Annotated in this window: 16 protein-coding genes; 4 read left to right on the top strand and 12 right to left on the bottom strand. The window is 53.8% G+C overall.

Annotation, left to right across the window (positions count from 1 at the left end; genetic code table 11):
- Window positions 1-22: 22 nt before the first annotated feature.
- The 11 genes from GTQ55_RS06510 to GTQ55_RS06460 form a co-directional block, all read right to left on the bottom strand.
- Window positions 23-343, bottom strand: a complete 321-nt coding sequence (locus GTQ55_RS06510; RefSeq protein ID WP_161858004.1) for a hypothetical protein — start codon at window positions 341-343, stop codon at window positions 23-25.
- Window positions 344-494: 151 nt separating this feature from the next.
- Complete coding sequence (locus GTQ55_RS06505) at window positions 495-1,016, bottom strand: barstar family protein (RefSeq protein WP_161858003.1); 522 nt, start codon at window positions 1,014-1,016, stop codon at window positions 495-497.
- Window positions 1,017-1,146: 130 nt separating this feature from the next.
- Entirely contained in the window at window positions 1,147-1,497 is a 351-nt protein-coding gene (locus tag GTQ55_RS06500; RefSeq protein ID WP_161858002.1) for a hypothetical protein, read from the bottom strand.
- A gap of 153 nt (window positions 1,498-1,650) precedes the next feature.
- Window positions 1,651-2,010: a DUF805 domain-containing protein gene (locus GTQ55_RS06495; RefSeq protein ID WP_161857829.1), complete on the bottom strand. Its 360-nt coding sequence runs from the start codon at window positions 2,008-2,010 to the stop codon at window positions 1,651-1,653.
- 1,808 nt (window positions 2,011-3,818) lie between these two features.
- Complete coding sequence (locus GTQ55_RS06490; RefSeq protein ID WP_161858001.1) at window positions 3,819-4,181, bottom strand: hypothetical protein; 363 nt, start codon at window positions 4,179-4,181, stop codon at window positions 3,819-3,821.
- A gap of 121 nt (window positions 4,182-4,302) precedes the next feature.
- The gene (locus tag GTQ55_RS06485) at window positions 4,303-4,686 is read right to left on the bottom strand and encodes a hypothetical protein (protein WP_161858000.1); all 384 of its coding nucleotides are present in this window, start codon (window positions 4,684-4,686) and stop codon (window positions 4,303-4,305) included.
- 142 nt (window positions 4,687-4,828) lie between these two features.
- Window positions 4,829-5,239 (bottom strand): hypothetical protein, encoded by a 411-nt coding sequence (locus tag GTQ55_RS06480; protein ID WP_161857999.1) that lies wholly within the window; start codon window positions 5,237-5,239, stop codon window positions 4,829-4,831.
- Between the two features lie 133 nt (window positions 5,240-5,372).
- Window positions 5,373-5,828 (bottom strand): hypothetical protein, encoded by a 456-nt coding sequence (locus tag GTQ55_RS06475; RefSeq protein ID WP_161857998.1) that lies wholly within the window; start codon window positions 5,826-5,828, stop codon window positions 5,373-5,375.
- A 604-nt stretch (window positions 5,829-6,432) separates the two neighbouring features.
- Window positions 6,433-6,687, bottom strand: a complete 255-nt coding sequence (locus GTQ55_RS06470) for a hypothetical protein (RefSeq protein WP_161857997.1) — start codon at window positions 6,685-6,687, stop codon at window positions 6,433-6,435.
- A gap of 425 nt (window positions 6,688-7,112) precedes the next feature.
- Entirely contained in the window at window positions 7,113-8,621 is a 1,509-nt protein-coding gene (locus GTQ55_RS06465) for a fumarate hydratase (RefSeq protein ID WP_161857996.1), read from the bottom strand.
- 185 nt (window positions 8,622-8,806) lie between these two features.
- Window positions 8,807-9,565, bottom strand: a complete 759-nt coding sequence (locus GTQ55_RS06460) for a hypothetical protein (RefSeq protein WP_161857995.1) — start codon at window positions 9,563-9,565, stop codon at window positions 8,807-8,809.
- 319 nt (window positions 9,566-9,884) lie between these two features.
- Between GTQ55_RS06460 and GTQ55_RS06455 the strand changes: the two genes are divergently transcribed.
- The 4 genes from GTQ55_RS06455 (at window position 9,885) to GTQ55_RS06440 (ending at window position 16,130) form a co-directional block, all read left to right on the top strand.
- Entirely contained in the window at window positions 9,885-10,466 is a 582-nt protein-coding gene (locus tag GTQ55_RS06455; RefSeq protein WP_161857994.1) for a superoxide dismutase, read from the top strand.
- Between the two features lie 206 nt (window positions 10,467-10,672).
- Window positions 10,673-12,574 (top strand): DUF885 domain-containing protein, encoded by a 1,902-nt coding sequence (locus tag GTQ55_RS06450; protein ID WP_202620668.1) that lies wholly within the window; start codon window positions 10,673-10,675, stop codon window positions 12,572-12,574.
- Between the two features lie 161 nt (window positions 12,575-12,735).
- Window positions 12,736-14,763, top strand: coding sequence for a c-type cytochrome (locus GTQ55_RS06445; RefSeq protein ID WP_161857993.1), 2,028 nt, complete (start codon window positions 12,736-12,738; stop codon window positions 14,761-14,763).
- Window positions 14,760-16,130, top strand: coding sequence for a catalase family protein (locus GTQ55_RS06440; RefSeq protein ID WP_161857992.1), 1,371 nt, complete (start codon window positions 14,760-14,762; stop codon window positions 16,128-16,130). Before GTQ55_RS06445 ends, GTQ55_RS06440 begins: the two co-directional genes overlap by 4 nt.
- Here the strand turns inward: GTQ55_RS06440 and sodC are convergent.
- Window positions 16,124-16,633 carry a superoxide dismutase family protein gene (sodC, locus tag GTQ55_RS06435; RefSeq protein ID WP_161857991.1) on the bottom strand — a complete coding sequence of 170 codons (510 nt, stop codon included), beginning with the start codon at window positions 16,631-16,633 and terminating at the stop codon, window positions 16,124-16,126. The genes GTQ55_RS06440 and sodC overlap by 7 nt on opposite strands.
- Window positions 16,634-16,778: the final 145 nt, after the last annotated feature.

The raw sequence follows: 16,778 nt of genomic DNA, 5'->3' as shown, positions 1-16,778 counted from the left end.
CGTAGCAAACTGCCTGCGATTGTTATGTTTTTTGTGCCGCTTCGGTCAATAGTTTAGCGAGACGAAGGGCTTCAGCCTTGGATAAAGAAACGGGTTTCAGACTAAACCCTGCGAATGCTTTTTCTTTTATCTCAATGCCGACTAACTTCTGAGGCATACCATGAGCAATTACATGAACTGTGATTTCTGTTGTTTTTGCTCCTTTTTTGTACACAACTTGCTCTGATAGAGTCTCGACTATTGAGCCGCCTAAGGCCTTGCCCCTACCGTTTTTTGTGAAAAGTTGCCAAACGGCAAGCCCGAAAAAACCGGCAATTGCAAAATAAAAAAGACTGTTTTCCATTTACTACTTACTCATTACAGCGGAAACATAACGCCGCGCTCAGCCGCGGCTAACTTTGGGCGCTTTATGCGCAAAAATCGGAGCGAAGCGACCGCGCATAAAGTGCTCAGAGTTAGCCGTCGGCCTGCAGCGCATTGTTAGGCAAGCCACGTTACCGCAAGGTAAGCTTCACAGCCTCTTCAGGCTTCCTAAAGCGCACAGGAACAGATCCTATAGCCTCAACTAAGACATCAAAGAGTGTTTCAGCGCCCTGCCATGACTCTCTGACCTCCCTCGCCCATTCCTCATCATCTTGATCCATATCTTCCTGGAGCCAAGCCTCGAGGGCATTTGAGTCCAAATGTCGCTTCGATAATTTGGAATTCTTCCAAATGATTTCATATGGAATCTCCAAACCAAATCCACCAAAAAGACAATCATCAAAGCCATGAAACCATGCCCCAAAATAGCCTCCCGGGCCATTTACAGCCTCACCAATCGCGCAGTAAAAATCAAGCTCACAACGGATTAACTCCCCAGGTAGCTCGATAGTACGGCCTTTTTCAGCGATATAGTGGTTTTTGGATTCTCGAAACCATCTCTTCCTTGCAAGATCAAGCCATTTAGTTTTGCCGCTCGCATCCAAATTACACCATTGATTCTTTTGTTCTGGCGGAAAATTTTCGAAGGCCATAGCTGCTGCCTAACGCCGCCAGCAGGGGCAGCTTACCTTGTGCGCCTTTTGCGCGAAACTGGGAGCGCAGCGACCCGCGTAAAATGTGCACAGGGTAAGCTGTCCCGCGGAGGGCCGAAGGCCCGGAGCTTTACTGCCTGGCTTTGTTAACTTTTTCACTGCCAAGTGTCTGGGCCAGACCAATGTAGTACCGTTCCTCAACTGCGCCATTCGGCCAGCTAGATGGCTCGCCGAGCCATTCAGGTAACTCACTTCCACATTTCTTACTGGAGTAGTACAAGTAAAACATAGCTTCAGTACTTGCTGGGTCTATTTCCAGTAGCACCTTCGACTCTTCAATCGCATCTGAGCAATTATTGCTCACCACATATTCTTGAAACTTTTCTACGCGATGATTCCACTCTTTGGAGATATCAGGGAGTTCATGCGCGAATGAAAATACCGGAACAATTAAAGAGAGAATTATTATTCTTTGGATCATGCGACTTTTCTTAGTTAACGCCCGCAGCAGGGGCGACCAATGCTATGCACATTTTGTGCGAAATTGGGAGCGCAGCGACCCGCACAAAATGTGCATAGCGTTGGGCGTCCCGCGGAGGCCCCGTCAGGGGCCGTAGCAAACTGCCTGCGATTGTTAGAGTTTACCGCCCTCCGCACTTTCCGAACACTCCGTTGACTTACCGGGCCAAAAAACTAAAAGCACCATTGGAATTAACCCGAGATTCGGGATGAAGACAGACACACAAAACCAACCGCTTAGTCCAACATCATGAAGTCTTTTTACAGTTGGCGCCAAAACTAAACCAGCAGTTAAAAAAAGAATCAAATAATCTGCAATTTCTCCAATTCCGGCACTCAGGGAAAATAGGTGATTATTCACAAGCAGGGTTGAAGTATACGATGCGAAAAAAAATATACTTGGAACAACGACCCCGAATAAAGCATAGGACCTACGATTTATTTTACCCTTAAGACTAAAGTAGGGTGAATCCATAAAAGTACTCCATGAAACTCTAACGTTGCTAGCAGGGGCGGCCGACGCGTAGCGTTGGACGTCCAGCCCAGCCCCGAAGGGGATGGGCGAGCCTGCCTAGCCTGGTTATGGCTGACGCGCTCTGGACCAACCACTAGCACCTTGCCAGCCACGGCTTGGCTGGCCACCGCCCGAAAATTACGAGGAAAGAATACCGCAGTTTCCCCAACCTGTTTTTATCTTATTGGCACGCCACGATACTGCTGCGGAATTGCCCCATTTTACCGATCCCGAGCGAACACTCTAGGAACGAAACTACTTAAATGTGCCGTGGCAAAAAGCCAAATGCTGGATGCCAAAACTGTGCGCAAAACTTGCAGCGGAACAAATTTTAATTTTTACCGACCGGCACCATAACGCCGCGAGCAGCGGCAGCTTGCTTTGGGCGCTTTATGCGCGAAAATGGGAGCGAAGCGACCTGCGCATAAAGTGCACAAAGTAAGCTGTCCGGTGGAGGCCCGCAGGGCCGGAACGAAATGCCTCGCCTTGTTATGCATTATTGGCTCGTCGCCTGCTTCAATGATACTTGCCATCCACGAATGCCAAAAGCAGCAGCCACCAAGAGCAGCGTGCCTAAAGTACCAGCAAGGTCATCGTTCAGCACTTCGCTAGAATCACTGTAACCAACTGCTACGGCAATCGCCATTACGACAACAGCAAAAAGTGCCCCAATAGAAACACTTAGGATCGATGCACCAACCTCGTCTTTTGTTTTTTTTCCGAGAATAGTGCAACAAAATGACTCGCAGCTATACAGATGACTATTAGAGCAAGGTTCATAATTCGTCTCTATGCATAACGCCCACAGCAGGGGCGGCCGAAGCGTAGCGTAGGCCGTCCCGCGGAGGCCCAAAGGGCCGTAGCAAACTGCCTGTGATTGTTATGTGTTGATTCTTGCACTGGCCAACTTCTACAAATTGAAAGTTAACTTAAATAGCAAGTACATAATCAAAATTGGCAATCCAATCCCTACCGCGATTGCTACCAACACACCCGCTATCTCTAAAAGCTTTCTAGGAAACCCCATGCTTTTGAATTTGTGAATTCGCTCATTCCTAAACGGCCTATTGAAGACGAACCGCCAGAAACTGAATAAATATTGCAATGCTTCTAGTGCTTCACTCATCAGTAATTACACATAACGCCGCCGGCAGGGGCAGCTTACCTTGTGCGCGTTTTGCGCGAAAATGGGAGCGCAGCGACCCGCGCAAAACGTGCACAGGGTAAGCTGTCCCGCGGAGGGCCGAAGGCCCGGAGCAAATTGCCCGGCCTTGTTATGAATTTTGACCCACAAACGTGTACACAATCACCAAAACTACCGGTAATCCCAGCCACAATACTGGTGAAGCATACCAGGGAATTGGACCAGATTTTTGGACTTTAAACACCTTTATGAAGAGCAAGTAGAGCAACGTAAATGCACTAAGAAAGGCACCAAACCATAGAACCTCATCAAGCGTGAAGCCTTCCACGACGGACTTATATACGTAATTAACCGCTATCAGAATCCAGAAACACCAAATTAGATGTCGGAACACAGTAGCTCTATTCAAACTTTGGACTCTCCGAGATTCATAACGCCGCCGGCAGGGGCAGCTTACCTTGTGCGCGTTTTGCGCGAAAACGGGAGCGCAGCGACCCGCGCTAAATGTGCACAAGGTAAGCTGTCCCGCGGAGGGCCAGAGGCCTGAAGCAAACTGCCCGGCTTTGTTAGCAATTACCCAAAGAAACTTGTCCAAGGCCCAGGTTAACAAACAACCTTATTGATATTAAGGATCATCAAAATTCTTTACCTCAATAGTGAGATCACTGATAATTTTAAGTCCTTTTTTTGTCGCAAAAAAACCAAAAATATTTGATGCCGCAAAACCAAGCTCACAGAGAAGCTGGAGATTACTTTCGATGAAACTTAGCTCCTCTCCCGTGTCGTTTGAAATTGACTTCGCAGATCGATAATTTTCATACATACATAGTAGAGAAAGCAACCTGATCTCTTCGAGACTAATTTCATCCAAATATTCATTTCCTGGAAACAAAGCCACTGCATCTTTTGATTTCAAAAAGTTTTCAGACAAGTGAAAAAGAAAACTTGCATGCTTTTTTTCAAAATCCATTTTATCTTCGATTTTCATATCGTATTGCTAACGCCCAGCGCAGGCGCAGCCAGCGCGGTGCGCATTTTGTGTTAATGTTTGAGCGCCAGCGAGTAACACAAAAGGTGCGTAGCGTTGGCTGTCGCTCTGCCGCTGCTTGTTAACTGAGGTCCTCGTATTGCGCTATGTGCCCTGCTCCGAACTTCTTCAAATTGGCCAAGTAAACATCTAAAGACGGACAAATTTTTGAGAGACGGCCAAAAGGATAGCGCTGATCCGACCATATACTTCCTGCTTCAGGCCCGCTAAATACGTAAATATGATACCCCTCGCAGCCTGTATTACAGATCCGAATAGCACCGCTCAAGATTCCTTCGCTTGTAGTAGAGCGCCCATCGAATGAGTCTAAGACTTCAGCAGTATCAACTTCTTCAATCTCGTATGGCTGAAACCATTCTTCTTGTGGTGAGAGTTTGTAATCTCCAACCATTCTTGGATCATTGAGTGCTTGAAACAGGCTTGTAGGAATAATTTCTTTCCACATATTCAGTTAACGCCGCCAGCAGGGGCAGCTTACCTTGTGCGCGTTTTGCGCAAAAATGGGAGCGCAGCGACCCGCGCAAAATGTGCACAAGGTAAGCCGTCCCGCGGAGGGCCGAAGGCCCGGAGCAACCTGCCTGGCTTTGTTAATTGCCTAGTGTGGCATCGAAGCTCTTACCGCCCTCAATGTATGTTTCTATGTAAGCTTCAGTTGTAGTGGATGGGGAAGAATTGACCATCACATCTAAAAGCTCATAAATCGCAGTATCTTTTATAGGGGTAGATTCTTTTTCCAAGGTGCTCTGGATATTATTGTAATTGTCTATATTTTGGACAATAAATCTTTCACCCCATTCATACATTTTTTCTTCCTCTCCGCGCCTTGAAAATCCGAGGAGAAGAGCAATCATGTTTGCTTGATCTGCTGAACGCCCTGACTGCGTAAAGACTGCTGAGATTTCTATGCCTCGTTCCAGCCCCCTCTGCTCCCCAGCAAAGTAAGCAGCTACGACCAGACAAATAATTACCACAACTCTAATAATGTTTTTATACGCCATGGTTTCTCTTGGGCAATTAACGCCGTGCTCAGCGGCGGCTTACTTTATGCACCTTTTGCGCGAAAATGGGAGCGCAGCGACCGCGCACAAGGTGCATAAAGTAAGACGTCGGCTGCAGCACTTTGTTAAGGTTTTAGTCCACGTAAAACTCGATGGTGAAACTAGCGATAACCTCACCATTTAGATCAAAGTTTACGCAATTGTTGATTCCGCAGTACTCTCCGCCCTCAGATGATATGGGCATAGACTGCAATATGCTACTTGGATCTCCAACGGAAATACCATTCTTGAGTTCATACCCAGGTGCACTAGATCGAATACCCAAGACGCTGACGTTATCCGGCGAAAACACAATAGCTGAGATATGGCCTTTGCTAAAAGTATATTCCTTTAGTTCGGCCACACCACCATTGGTAATAGTTTCTTTGGAAGATACATCAACAAGCTCCCCGAAATTAAAAATTTCTTCTTCGGTGCGCATTGCATGTCCGTATACCCAGCCATCAAATTCTTCGAGTTGCTCTACCGTAACTTCGGCTTTTAATGAAAATGACAACAGAGCTAGCAGTATCCCGGTGATCTTATTCATGGAAACCTTAACGCCCGCAACAGGGGCGGCCAATGCTATGCACTTTTTGTGCAAAACTGGGAGCGCAGCGACCCGCACAAAATGTGCATAGCGTTGGGCGTCCCACGGAGGCCCGAAGGGCCGGAGTAAACTGCTTGCGATTGTTAAGAGTGTCTTCGCTTAAGAGCATATAGATAAACAAAAAAACTAAGATAGGAAAATGTACCGCCATAAATGTCGAAATTTCCTGATGATCCATGCCCTGACATGCCGACCAGTATTGAAATCCCGATGTATCTAGCACCAACCAATGCGCTTAAAATACTACCTATGCATAAAATATAAAATGGTACGTCCCTGTGCCTCATAACTATCCACGACACAATCCATACGGGTAAACAAATCACCAACCAAACCAATGTTGGCGCCAATAAGTATGTGAATATTTGATTGGAAATTTGATCGCCTCATTTTCTCTTAACGCCGCCGGCAGGGGCAGCTTACCTTGTGCGCGTTTTGCGCAAAAATGGGAGCGCAGCGACCTGCGCAAAACGTGCACAAGGTAAGCTGTCCCGCAGAGGGCCGAAGGCCCGGAGCAAACTGACCGGCCTTGTTAAGGCCACCACTAATCACAGCTAGAGTCACCGAAACCAAAATCTAGGCCACCAACGAAACCATCAGTTGACGTTGGCGCCCCTGTTTGCGCTGCTTTCTTCTGCCGCAATTCCGTCTCTACAGATTTTCTCATATCTGCGAGTAAAGCTTTCTCAGATTCTGTAAATTTCTGATTCTCTAAAAGCTCAGCACCACAATACATGCATTTATCAAAACCAGTATTTTGAATCTGACGATCACATATATGGCATAAGCCTTTATTCATGGTTACTTGCCTTAACAGTTTTATTCACACGCCATAGGCTTCTGTTCCTGAGAGCATTGTTTCCTGGCGCGAAAACACACCAAAAAACATTTTCCCTTTAAAAACATTCATTTACCGTCCGGTATTCACCGGAGTCAAAAAGTAAAAGAAGCCTTTGGCTTTTGTTCTTATTTTTTAAGTGGCAGTTTTGTTTTAGCCAACTTCATATAAATCAGTTACTTAGCGTATCCGAATCTGTGCACACAAGCCACAGGCTTCTGAATCCGGCCGCTCGAGAAACGATCAATGGACACTCGATAGAAGCAAACTTCTGACTTGTCGCCTGTTGACCCGCGTCATATCGTCATCTGGACGCTCAAAAAAAAGCCGGCCCCAAAAATGGGGCCGGCTTTTTACTTTCTGGTAACGTACAAAGATAGTGAGGCTTATACCGCACCCTCTTCGATCTTGTGCTTCCAGATCACCGGGCCGGTGTTGTGTACCGATTCACCCTTGCTGTCCACGGCCACGGTTACCGGCATGTCTTCCACCTCGAATTCGTAGATGGCTTCCATACCCAGTTCCGGGAAGGCGATAACCTTGGCGTCCTTGATCGCCTGAGCAACCAGGTACGCAGCGCCGCCAACTGCCATCAGATACACGGCCTTGTTGTCGCGGATGGCTTCAATGGCGGTTGGGCCACGCTCGGCTTTACCGATCATCCCCAGCAGGCCGGTTTCTTCCAGCATGGTGCGGGTGAACTTGTCCATGCGGGTGGCGGTGGTGGGGCCGGCGGGGCCAACCACTTCTTCGCGTACCGGGTCTACCGGGCCCACGTAGTAGATAAATCGGCCGGTGAGGTCCACGGGCAGTTTTTCGCCTTTCGCGAGGATATCCACCATTTTCTTGTGTGCGGCATCGCGGCCGGTGAGCATTTTGCCGTTTAACAGCAGGGTGTCGCCGGGCTGCCAGCTGAGCACATCTTCGGCTGTCACTTCATCCAGGTTTACACGGCGGGTGTTGCCGCCGGCTTCTCGGGTGATCTCCGGCCAGTCTTCCAGCTTCGGCGGGGTCTGGCGCGCAGCGCCGGAGCCGTCGAGGGTGAAGTGGGTGTGACGGGTGGCCGCGCAGTTGGGGATGATTGCCACGGCCTTGTTGGCGGCGTGGGTGGGGAAGTCTTTGACTTTCACATCCAGCACGGTAGTCAAACCACCCAGGCCCTGGGCGCCGATGCCCAGCTTGTTGACCTTGTCGAACAACTCCAGGCGCAGCTCTTCGGCGCGATTGGATGCACCGCGCTCCTGCAGGTCCTGGATATCAATCGGGTCCAGCAGGGATTCCTTGGCCAACAGCATCGCTTTCTCCGCGGTACCGCCTACACCGATACCCAGCATGCCAGGCGGGCACCAGCCGGCGCCCATTTTCGGCACCATATCCAGAACCCAGTCCACCACGGAGTCGGACGGGTTCAGCATCGCGAACTTGCTCTTGGCTTCACTGCCGCCGCCCTTGGCCGCAACGTAGACGTCGACGTTGTCACCGGGCACGATTTCGTAGTGGATAACCGCCGGGGTGTTGTCACCGGTATTCTTACGGGCACCATCCGGATCTTCCAGGATGGATGCGCGCAGTACGTTATCGGGATTGTTGTAAGCGCGGCGTACGCCTTCATTGACCATGTCGGTCACGCTCATTTCCGCGTCCCACTGCACGTTCATGCCCACTTTCAGTTTCACGGTCACAATGCCGGTGTCCTGGCAGATGGGGCGGTGCCCTTGGGCGCACATGCGCGAGTTGATCAGGATCTGGGCCATGGCGTCTTTCGCCGCCGGGTTGGCTTCCTTCTCATAGGCCTTGTTGAGGGCCTGGATAAAGTCCTGTGGGTGGTAATAGGAAATGAACTGCAGCGCGTCGGCCACGCTGTCGATCAGGTCGTCCTGGCGGATAATGGTCATTGCCGGCTCCGGTTGTCTCTCGTCTCGAAGGCGGCGATTTTACACGAATTATGTGCAGGTGTTGGATAGGACGAAGTAAAGGCGGGGAAGAAGCCGCATCCGCGGGCGAGGAAATTGAAAATGAGAATGGTTAGCGACGGGTTTCCCCGTCGCCAACCCTGTTCAGACCGTATCCCTGCCCCGGGTTAGGGCGCAGACGCGGTGCTGGAGCTGGACTGCAGGCTGCGAATGGCATCGCGCAGCTGTACCAGGTCCTTGTTGACGGTGCGGCGGTAGCTGTCGATGGACTGGACCGCTTCCTCGTTGGCACCAACACGGGCGGTAAGGTCCGCACGCACCGAAGACAGCTGGCGCTCCAGGCTTGCCACCTTGTCTTTGGTGTCGCGGGAGGCGCTTACGGTGGACTCTTTCAGCTTGGTGATTTCGCTCTCGAGCGCCGCCACTTTCTTCAGGCTGCTTTCAAAACCGCTGACTTTCTTGGACAGAGCATCCACCTGCTTCTTGGTGGAAGCAGCGGTGGCCGTGTTCGCCGCGATACCCTTGCGGTTGGTATCGTAGGACACACCCCAGAGCTTGCGGATCTCCGAGGCATTCTCCTTCACCTTGGCGTTAAGCACTTCAACAGAGGCCGCGGACTCTTCTCCGGACATTTCAAAGCGCTTTTCCAGCTGCACGATGCGCGCTTCGGCGTCGACCAGCTCGACCCTGGTCTGCTGCCACTGGTTGTACAGGAACCCAGCCCCGCCGAGCCCCGCCAGTGCCAGCAACAATGCGACGATAGCGAGGAATGAAGAACCACCACCGGAAGATGACTCTTCGGCCGGCGCCGCTGCAGTGGGCTGCGGCGCGTTATAGCGCTGCCTGCCACCGGCCGGGCCGTTGGGGATCTGAGGGTCCATAGAGGATGAGCTGCTGCCATCAAATGTGGGCTCTCTGCGTTGCATGCTGTTGTCCTGCGTTGGCTCGGTCGTATTGACCGGAAAGTACGGATGAAAACTGCGGCAGTTATACCAAAAATTGACGAAAAAGTAACCGGGTTCAGTTATCAGAATAGGACACCAATACGCACAGACCGGTCCGTCATTGATAATCATTCGCGCAAAATGACCGGAGGTCGCGCCGAACCTTGCCACAATCAGCGCGTTTTTGGCCTGTCCAGTGGCTTAATAATGACATCAAGCGGGTGTAGAATGCGTGCCACCAATAACTGACCTGCTACCGTTCTTGGGTCGGAGCAGGTCCCGGAAAAGGAAGGATTGACACATGGCACATGTTCTCCCCGAACTTCCCTATGCTATGGATGCACTGCAGCCGCACATCTCTCAGGAGACCCTGGAGTACCACTACGGCAAGCACCACAAGACGTACGTCGACAAGCTGAACGGCCTGCTGGACGGCACTCCGGATGCCGACAAGAGCCTGGAAGAAGTCATCAAGTCTTCCTCTGGCGGTGTTTTCAATAACGCGGCCCAGATCTGGAACCACACGTTCTACTGGAACTGCCTGAGCCCGAACGGCGGTGGCGCCGCGACCGGTGCCGTAGCCGATGCCATCAACGCCGCTTTCGGTTCCTTCGACAAGTTCAAGGAAGAGTTCACTGCGAGCGCAGTCAACAACTTCGGTTCCGGCTGGACCTGGCTGGTGAAGAAATCCGACGGTTCCGTTGCTATCGTGAACACCTCCAATGCCGAAACCCCGCTGACCGACGACAGCGTCACTCCGCTGCTGACCTGCGACGTTTGGGAACACGCCTACTACATCGATTACCGCAATGCGCGTCCGAAGTACATGGAAGCGTTCTGGGCACTGCTCAACTGGGAGTTCGTGAACCAGAACTTCGCCTGATCAAAAATCGGGCAAGCGTCACCAAACGCGAAAAGGCGGGCCTCTGGCCCGCTTTTTTTATGCGGGTATTTTCTGCATTGCCCTCATTCCCCGCCAATTGGCACAAATGCACGGAATTTGCATCATCTCCCGGTTATGGTTACAACACTGACCGCTGAACCATATCTTTCCATCAGTAACTTTCCATCAAAAGCTGAGAACACAATATGAAGCTGAAGATTACCCTGCTGGCCGCTGCCATAAGCACCCTGGCCATGACAGGATGCGACCGGGAACAGAAACCCGCCGAAAAGCAGCAGGCCCCCGCCGCGAACGAAAGCGCCCAACAGGCTGGCGCCGGCACCCCGGCACAGGACACCGCGGAAGCCTCCCAGGGCAACGCGGAAGTGATTGCCAAGACCAACGCGCTTTTCGAAGAGCAGTTTCAGACCCACGTCCAGCGCAGCCCGGAATTCAAGACGTTTCTTGGCATCAAGGAGGATTACGGCAAGTGGGATGACATTTCCCCGGAATTCGCCAAGGAAACCTACGAGATCAACAAGCGCCAGCTGGCAGCATTGAAAGAAATCGATCCAGATCAATTGGACGACGCCACCCGCCTGTCGCTGGAACTGGCCATCCGCAACCTGGAGCAGGACATCGACGGCTGGAAATGGCGGTTGCACACCTACCCGGTGAACCAGATGTACGCCGGGCACACCAGCGTTGCCTCCCTGCTGATCAACCAGCACCGCGTAGATGACGTCTCCGATGCCGAGGCGTATATCTCCCGCTTGAATGCCCTGCCCGCCCACTTCGACCAGCTGATCGAAAACCTGCAGGAGCGCGCGGACAAAGGCGTTATCGTGCCCAAGTTCGTATTCCCGTACGTGATCAGCGATGGCAAGAACCTGATCACCGGTGCGCCCTACGACGACGGTAAAGACAGCACACTGTTTGCCGACTTCAAAGGCAAAGTCGACAAACTCAGCATCAGTGATGACGAAAAGTCCGCGCTGATCGAGAGCGCCAAGACTGCGATGCTGGAGAACGTCAAACCTGCCTATGAAAAGCTCATCGGCTACCTGGGCGAGCTGGAGAAAAAAGCCACCACCGATGACGGCGCCTGGAAGCTGCCTGACGGTGACGAGTTCTACCAGCACCGCCTGAACGTTTACACCACCACCGACATGACTGCCGAAGAAATTCACCAGGTGGGTCTGGACGAGGTGAAGCGCATCCACGACGAAATGCGCGCGATCATGAAGAAGGTAAACTTCGACGGTAACCTGCAGGAATTCTTTGAGTTCATGCGCACCGACAAGCAGTTCTATTACCCGGAAACCGAGGAAGGCAAGCAGCGCTACCTGAAAGAAGCCACTGCCATCATCGACACCATGAAGGGCCGCCTGGACGAGCTGTTTATCACCAAGCCCAAGGCCGATCTGGTGGTCAAGGCCGTGGAGCCCTTCCGCGAGAAATCCGCGGGCAAGGCCTTCTACCAGCGCCCGGCGCCGGACGGCTCACGCCCCGGTATCTACTACGCCAACCTGTACAAGATGAGCAGCATGCCCACCTACCAGATGGAAGCACTCGCTTACCACGAGGGTATTCCGGGCCACCATATGCAGCTCTCCATCATGCAGGAGCTGGAAAACGTGCCCAGCTTCCGCAAGTTCGGTGGCTACACCGCATACACCGAAGGCTGGGGCCTGTACTCCGAGCTGGTGCCCAAGGAAATCGGTTTCTACCAGGACCCTTATTCCGACTTCGGTCGCCTGGCGATGGAACTGTGGCGTGCCTGCCGCCTGGTGGTAGACACCGGTATGCACAGCAAGAAGTGGACCCGCGAAGAGACCATCGACTGGCTTGCAGAAAACAGCCCCAACCCGCAGGGGGATGTAGTCAAGGCCATTGAGCGCTACATCGTAATGCCCGGCCAGGCGACCGCATACAAGATCGGCATGATGAAAATTGTCGAGCTGCGTGAGGGCGCAAAAGAGGAATTGGGCGACAAGTTCGACATTCGTGAATTTCACGACGTGGTACTGGCCAATGGCGCGGTGCCGTTGAACGTACTGGAAGAACTGGTTGACGAGTGGGTAGCAAAGAAAAAGTCAGCGGACTGATTCTTCTTTCCTCTCCGTACCAGCACGTTAAAGCCAGGGCCAATGCCCTGGCTTTTTCTTTATGGCCCTGCAAATTACAATAAGCACGAAAATCATCGCGGCGGAGCCGTGTGAGAATAAAAAATCAAAACAAAAACCCAGAAACAACGGAAGTCCCATCAATGAAGGCCCCCTACTTTCGCGCCCTGCGAACATCCATTGCCGTTCTCGCCTCCTCCTCGCTCACACTGACCGGCTGCTCGCTCGCGCACAAGTTCTTTGAGCCAAATACCGTCAAAGAGCAGATTACCGAGGTTCGCTATCTGGATCAGGGCTGGACGGAGGAAGATCGCCAGCGGTTCTACAACACGCCCCAGGGCACCGAGCTGCAGGGGCTGCACTACAAATGGCTGGAGGCAATGGAGCTTCCCTTTTCCACAGAGAAGCTCGCCAGCCCGGAAAACATGCGCGGCTGGGGCTTTATTGTGGATCCCGACCAAGAACAGCAGGCAAATACCGGGGTTCACCCGGTTGGCATGACCCGGCATATAAATCCGGAAGATGACTCCGTTCGCCTGGACCTCGGCTGTGCCCTGTGCCATACCGGCGAGCTGCATTACAACGGCGTAGCGCTGCGCGTGGACGGCGGTCAGGCCATTCACGGTATGTCGACCGGCGCCCCGGGGGAATTCATTCACTCCGTAGGTGCAAGCACGTTTGAAATGCGCTTCAACCCGCTCAAATGGGATCGTTTTGCGGATGCCATCGCCGGCGAGGATCCGCAACAGCGCGAGCAACTGAAGCAGGACTTCGCCGCTTTCCGCGAGCGCTTTTTTACGTTTGCGAAAGGCCCCGGAAACGGTGACAACTTTCCTACCACAGAAGGCCGCGGCCGCACCGATGCGGTGGGCCGTATCGGCAACGTCGTGTTCGGCTACAACCTGGGAATCGAGGAGAACTACAAAAAAGCCGATGCACCGGTGAGCTACCCATTCCTATGGGATATCTGGCGTTTCGACTGGGTACAGTACACCGGCTTCACCAACCAGGCGATGGCGCGCAACGTGGGCGAGAGCCTGGGCGTGATGGCGCCGGTCAAACTGGTGGACGAGAATGGCGAGCTGCTGCCGGAGGGGGAGTTCGGCCAGTCCACGATCAATGTCGAAGGCATGCAGTGTATTGAGACCACACTGCGCAAACTGCGACCGCCGAAATGGCCGGAAGAGGTACTGGGTAAAATCGATATAGCGCAGGCGCGCCGGGGCAAAGACCTGTTCGCCGACCAGTGTGCCCATTGCCACGGTCCCCATGAGTCCAAACCCTATGCCTGGCGGGTTGCCGCCGGTCCCGGCGACAACCCGGACAACCAGCGCGACATCAACTGGCAATGGGACATGTCCGGGCAGATATCCTACGACGAAGACAACCGTCCGGTGCGCGAAGACTGGCGCGAGTCCATGTGGGCCGTTCCGTGGATTGATATCAGCGTGATCGGCACCGACCCCACCGCAGCCAAGAACTTCGTCAACCACACGTTCGACCCCGGTCCGCTGGTCGCAAGAAATCCCGACGATCCCAATGACGCCGAGCGTCGCCGGGTCAATGCCGGTGACGGCCTGCAACTGCTGCTAAACAAGCTGGTGCCGGTTCTCTACGAGAACAGTGATATCTCCAGCGACAACAATGGCATCGCCGATTACGACGGGCTCAATGTGCCCTTCCGTATCGTCAGCAAGCCCGCTTACAAGGCTCGCCCGCTGCACGGGGTCTGGGCTACCCCGCCCTTCCTGCACAATGGTTCCGTGCCCACCATTTACGACCTCCTGTCGCCGCTGGAAGCACGCCCGGTACGCTTCGGCGTGGGTCACCGCGAATACAACCCGGTAAAGCTCGGGTATGTAACCGATATGCGCCCGGGGAATTTCGAGTTCGACACCAGCCAAACCGGCAACAGCAACTCCGGTCACCTGTTTACTGACGCCGATGTGGATGGACGCATTGGCGAGCGCCTCAGCGAGGTCGAGCGCATGGCGCTGATCGAATATATCAAGGTGATGGGCAACCCGGACTTTTCCGAAGCCCTCGGCGGCGACCCGCAAAACTGGGCCCGGTACCCGCAAGCCCCCGAAAGCGCCATTGGTGAACAGGCCTGCAACCAGTTCCAACACGCGACCGCTTCGCAACTTGCTTCGCGGGAGGAATCCCAATGAGCCGGGCGAACACGAAACTCCCCTTCCGCATTGCTCTGTTGCTTGCCGCCATTCTCGGCACGACGCAAGCACAGGCAGCCGATTCCCATTCGCGCGACCAAGCGGATATCGCCCGCTCGGTGGATGCCAGCATCGAACAGCTCGCAATGGAAATTTCGCCCGCGGAGCGCAACGCGATTGTCTCGGCGATTGAATCAGCCCGTGAAATCTCCAGGGTCGCGCACCAGCACAACAGCCCGAAGTATGGAGAGCATTACCGCCGCGATGCCCACGCCAAGGCGACCGGGTGCCTGCGCGCGGAGTTTGAAGTAAACGGCGATATCCCGGAGCAGTTCCAGCACAGTGTGTTTGCCACACCCGGGCATAGCTACCAGGCATGGATCCGCTTTTCCAATGGCGACATGCTGGTACAGCCAGATGGCAAGGGCGATGCACGGGGAATGGCGGTGAAGCTCCTGGGTGCGGAGGGCGCGGTCATCGCACCGGAACTGGGCGGCGATGTCAGTCCTGATGCTGTAAATCAGGACTTCATCATGACCAACACTCCGGCGTTCTTTAACCGTAATATTTTCGATTACGCGGAAAACATGCAGCACCTGGCAAAGCTGGATCGGAAAGGCTGGTTTATCAACCTGTGGCCACCGCGCCTGCACCTGAAAGAAATGTTCCGTGCCTATCAGACGGTGTCGTCAACAATCGAGACGCCCCTCGCCGAACAGTATTTTTCCATGTTGCCGTATCGCCTCGGCGACACCACGGTCAAGTTTTCCAGCCGCCCCTGCCCTGCTGCCGACTACACCACATCGGTCGACAAAACCGCGGATGATTTTCTCACCCGGCAAATGGCGGATACCTTGCAAGCCGGCTCGGCGTGTTTTGAGTTTATGCTGCAGCCGCGACCAGCGGATGCGTCAGAAAAGGAAATGCCGCTGGACGACGCCACGGTGATCTGGGATGAGGACGCGGCGCCATTCGTGCCGGTTGCGCGCATCCATATTCCCCCGCAAACCTTTACTGGCGAAGCCCAGCAGGAGTTTTGTGAAAACCTGTCGATGAACCCCTGGCGCGGGGTGGGCCAATGGGAGCCCGTCGGCAGCCTGAATCGCGCGCGCCGCCTGGTGTACCACGCGGTGTCGGAATTCCGCCACCACCAAAACAGCGCACCGGTGCGGGAACCGGCCAACTGGTGTGTACCGGGTGCAGACGAGCCCTGCACGCCACAACAGGGGCTGAATATCCACAAACCCACCTGGCCGCTGCCACGCTGCTTCGACGGCTTCTTCCGCCCACTGGACGGCAGTGCCGCCAGCAGCCAATGTACCGGGGACTACGGCGAAATTCTGGCGGAGCGGGACGCCGGTTATTGAATCACACCACAGGCAATACGGGCACCGCCGCCACCGAGTGGACTGGGCATGTCCGAGTAGTTGTCACCGCCGGCGTGCACCATGAGCGCGCGGCCTTTCAGGTCGGAGAGCTTCACCCGCGGGGCCAGTACCGGTTCATAGGCCTGGCCATCGGCGTCGACATAAAGTGCCGGCAGGTCACCGAGGTGGCCATCGCCCCAGGGCATACCGTGGCGGCCAGTTTTTTTCGGGTCATAGTGACTCCCGGCTGCCAACCCCGGCACCATTTTCCCGTCTTTCATCGCCGGCAGGCAGCTGCCGTTTTCGTGCAGGTGAAAACCGTGCAGCCCCCTCGGCAAACCCTTGAGCCTCGGCCTGAACACCAGGCCATAGGGGGTTTCAGTAATGGTCACGGTGCCCAGCATGGCGCCCACGCCTTTGCTGTCCAGTTTCAGCACGCTGACAACGGTTTCAGCGCTGGCGGACAGCGCCATGCAGCCCAGCAGGGCGGCAACAATAGACATTCTGCAGATACCAGGCATACGACTTCTCCACAGTGGGCCGGCGCGACCACGGGCACGGCGGCGGATAAATTCACGCGGTTGCTATCAGTGTAGAAGTAAATGCCAGAAGTGGAATTCACCGCTTCCGGACGGTCCCCGGAAGCGG

Source organism: Microbulbifer hydrolyticus (genome assembly GCF_009931115.1).
GTDB classification, from domain to species: domain Bacteria; phylum Pseudomonadota; class Gammaproteobacteria; order Pseudomonadales; family Cellvibrionaceae; genus Microbulbifer; species Microbulbifer hydrolyticus.
This window is presented reverse-complemented; position numbering and strand designations above follow the sequence as displayed.

Excerpts from the sequence above, each read along its gene's own strand:
- GTQ55_RS06510 (WP_161858004.1), bottom strand. The coding sequence starts at position 343 with ATGGAAAACAGTCTTTTTTATTTTGCAATTGCCGGTTTTTTCGGGCTT.
- GTQ55_RS06505 (WP_161858003.1), bottom strand. The coding sequence starts at position 1,016 with ATGGCCTTCGAAAATTTTCCGCCAGAACAAAAGAATCAATGGTGTAAT.
- GTQ55_RS06500 (WP_161858002.1), bottom strand. The coding sequence starts at position 1,497 with ATGATCCAAAGAATAATAATTCTCTCTTTAATTGTTCCGGTATTTTCA.
- GTQ55_RS06495 (WP_161857829.1), bottom strand. The coding sequence starts at position 2,010 with ATGGATTCACCCTACTTTAGTCTTAAGGGTAAAATAAATCGTAGGTCC.
- GTQ55_RS06490 (WP_161858001.1), bottom strand. The coding sequence starts at position 4,181 with ATGAAAATCGAAGATAAAATGGATTTTGAAAAAAAGCATGCAAGTTTT.
- GTQ55_RS06485 (WP_161858000.1), bottom strand. The coding sequence starts at position 4,686 with ATGTGGAAAGAAATTATTCCTACAAGCCTGTTTCAAGCACTCAATGAT.
- GTQ55_RS06480 (WP_161857999.1), bottom strand. The coding sequence starts at position 5,239 with ATGGCGTATAAAAACATTATTAGAGTTGTGGTAATTATTTGTCTGGTC.
- GTQ55_RS06475 (WP_161857998.1), bottom strand. The coding sequence starts at position 5,828 with ATGAATAAGATCACCGGGATACTGCTAGCTCTGTTGTCATTTTCATTA.
- GTQ55_RS06470 (WP_161857997.1), bottom strand. The coding sequence starts at position 6,687 with ATGAATAAAGGCTTATGCCATATATGTGATCGTCAGATTCAAAATACT.
- GTQ55_RS06465 (WP_161857996.1), bottom strand. The coding sequence starts at position 8,621 with ATGACCATTATCCGCCAGGACGACCTGATCGACAGCGTGGCCGACGCG.
- GTQ55_RS06460 (WP_161857995.1), bottom strand. The coding sequence starts at position 9,565 with ATGCAACGCAGAGAGCCCACATTTGATGGCAGCAGCTCATCCTCTATG.
- GTQ55_RS06455 (WP_161857994.1), top strand. The coding sequence starts at position 9,885 with ATGGCACATGTTCTCCCCGAACTTCCCTATGCTATGGATGCACTGCAG.
- GTQ55_RS06450 (WP_202620668.1), top strand. The coding sequence starts at position 10,673 with ATGAAGCTGAAGATTACCCTGCTGGCCGCTGCCATAAGCACCCTGGCC.
- GTQ55_RS06445 (WP_161857993.1), top strand. The coding sequence starts at position 12,736 with ATGAAGGCCCCCTACTTTCGCGCCCTGCGAACATCCATTGCCGTTCTC.
- GTQ55_RS06440 (WP_161857992.1), top strand. The coding sequence starts at position 14,760 with ATGAGCCGGGCGAACACGAAACTCCCCTTCCGCATTGCTCTGTTGCTT.
- sodC (WP_161857991.1), bottom strand. The coding sequence starts at position 16,633 with ATGTCTATTGTTGCCGCCCTGCTGGGCTGCATGGCGCTGTCCGCCAGC.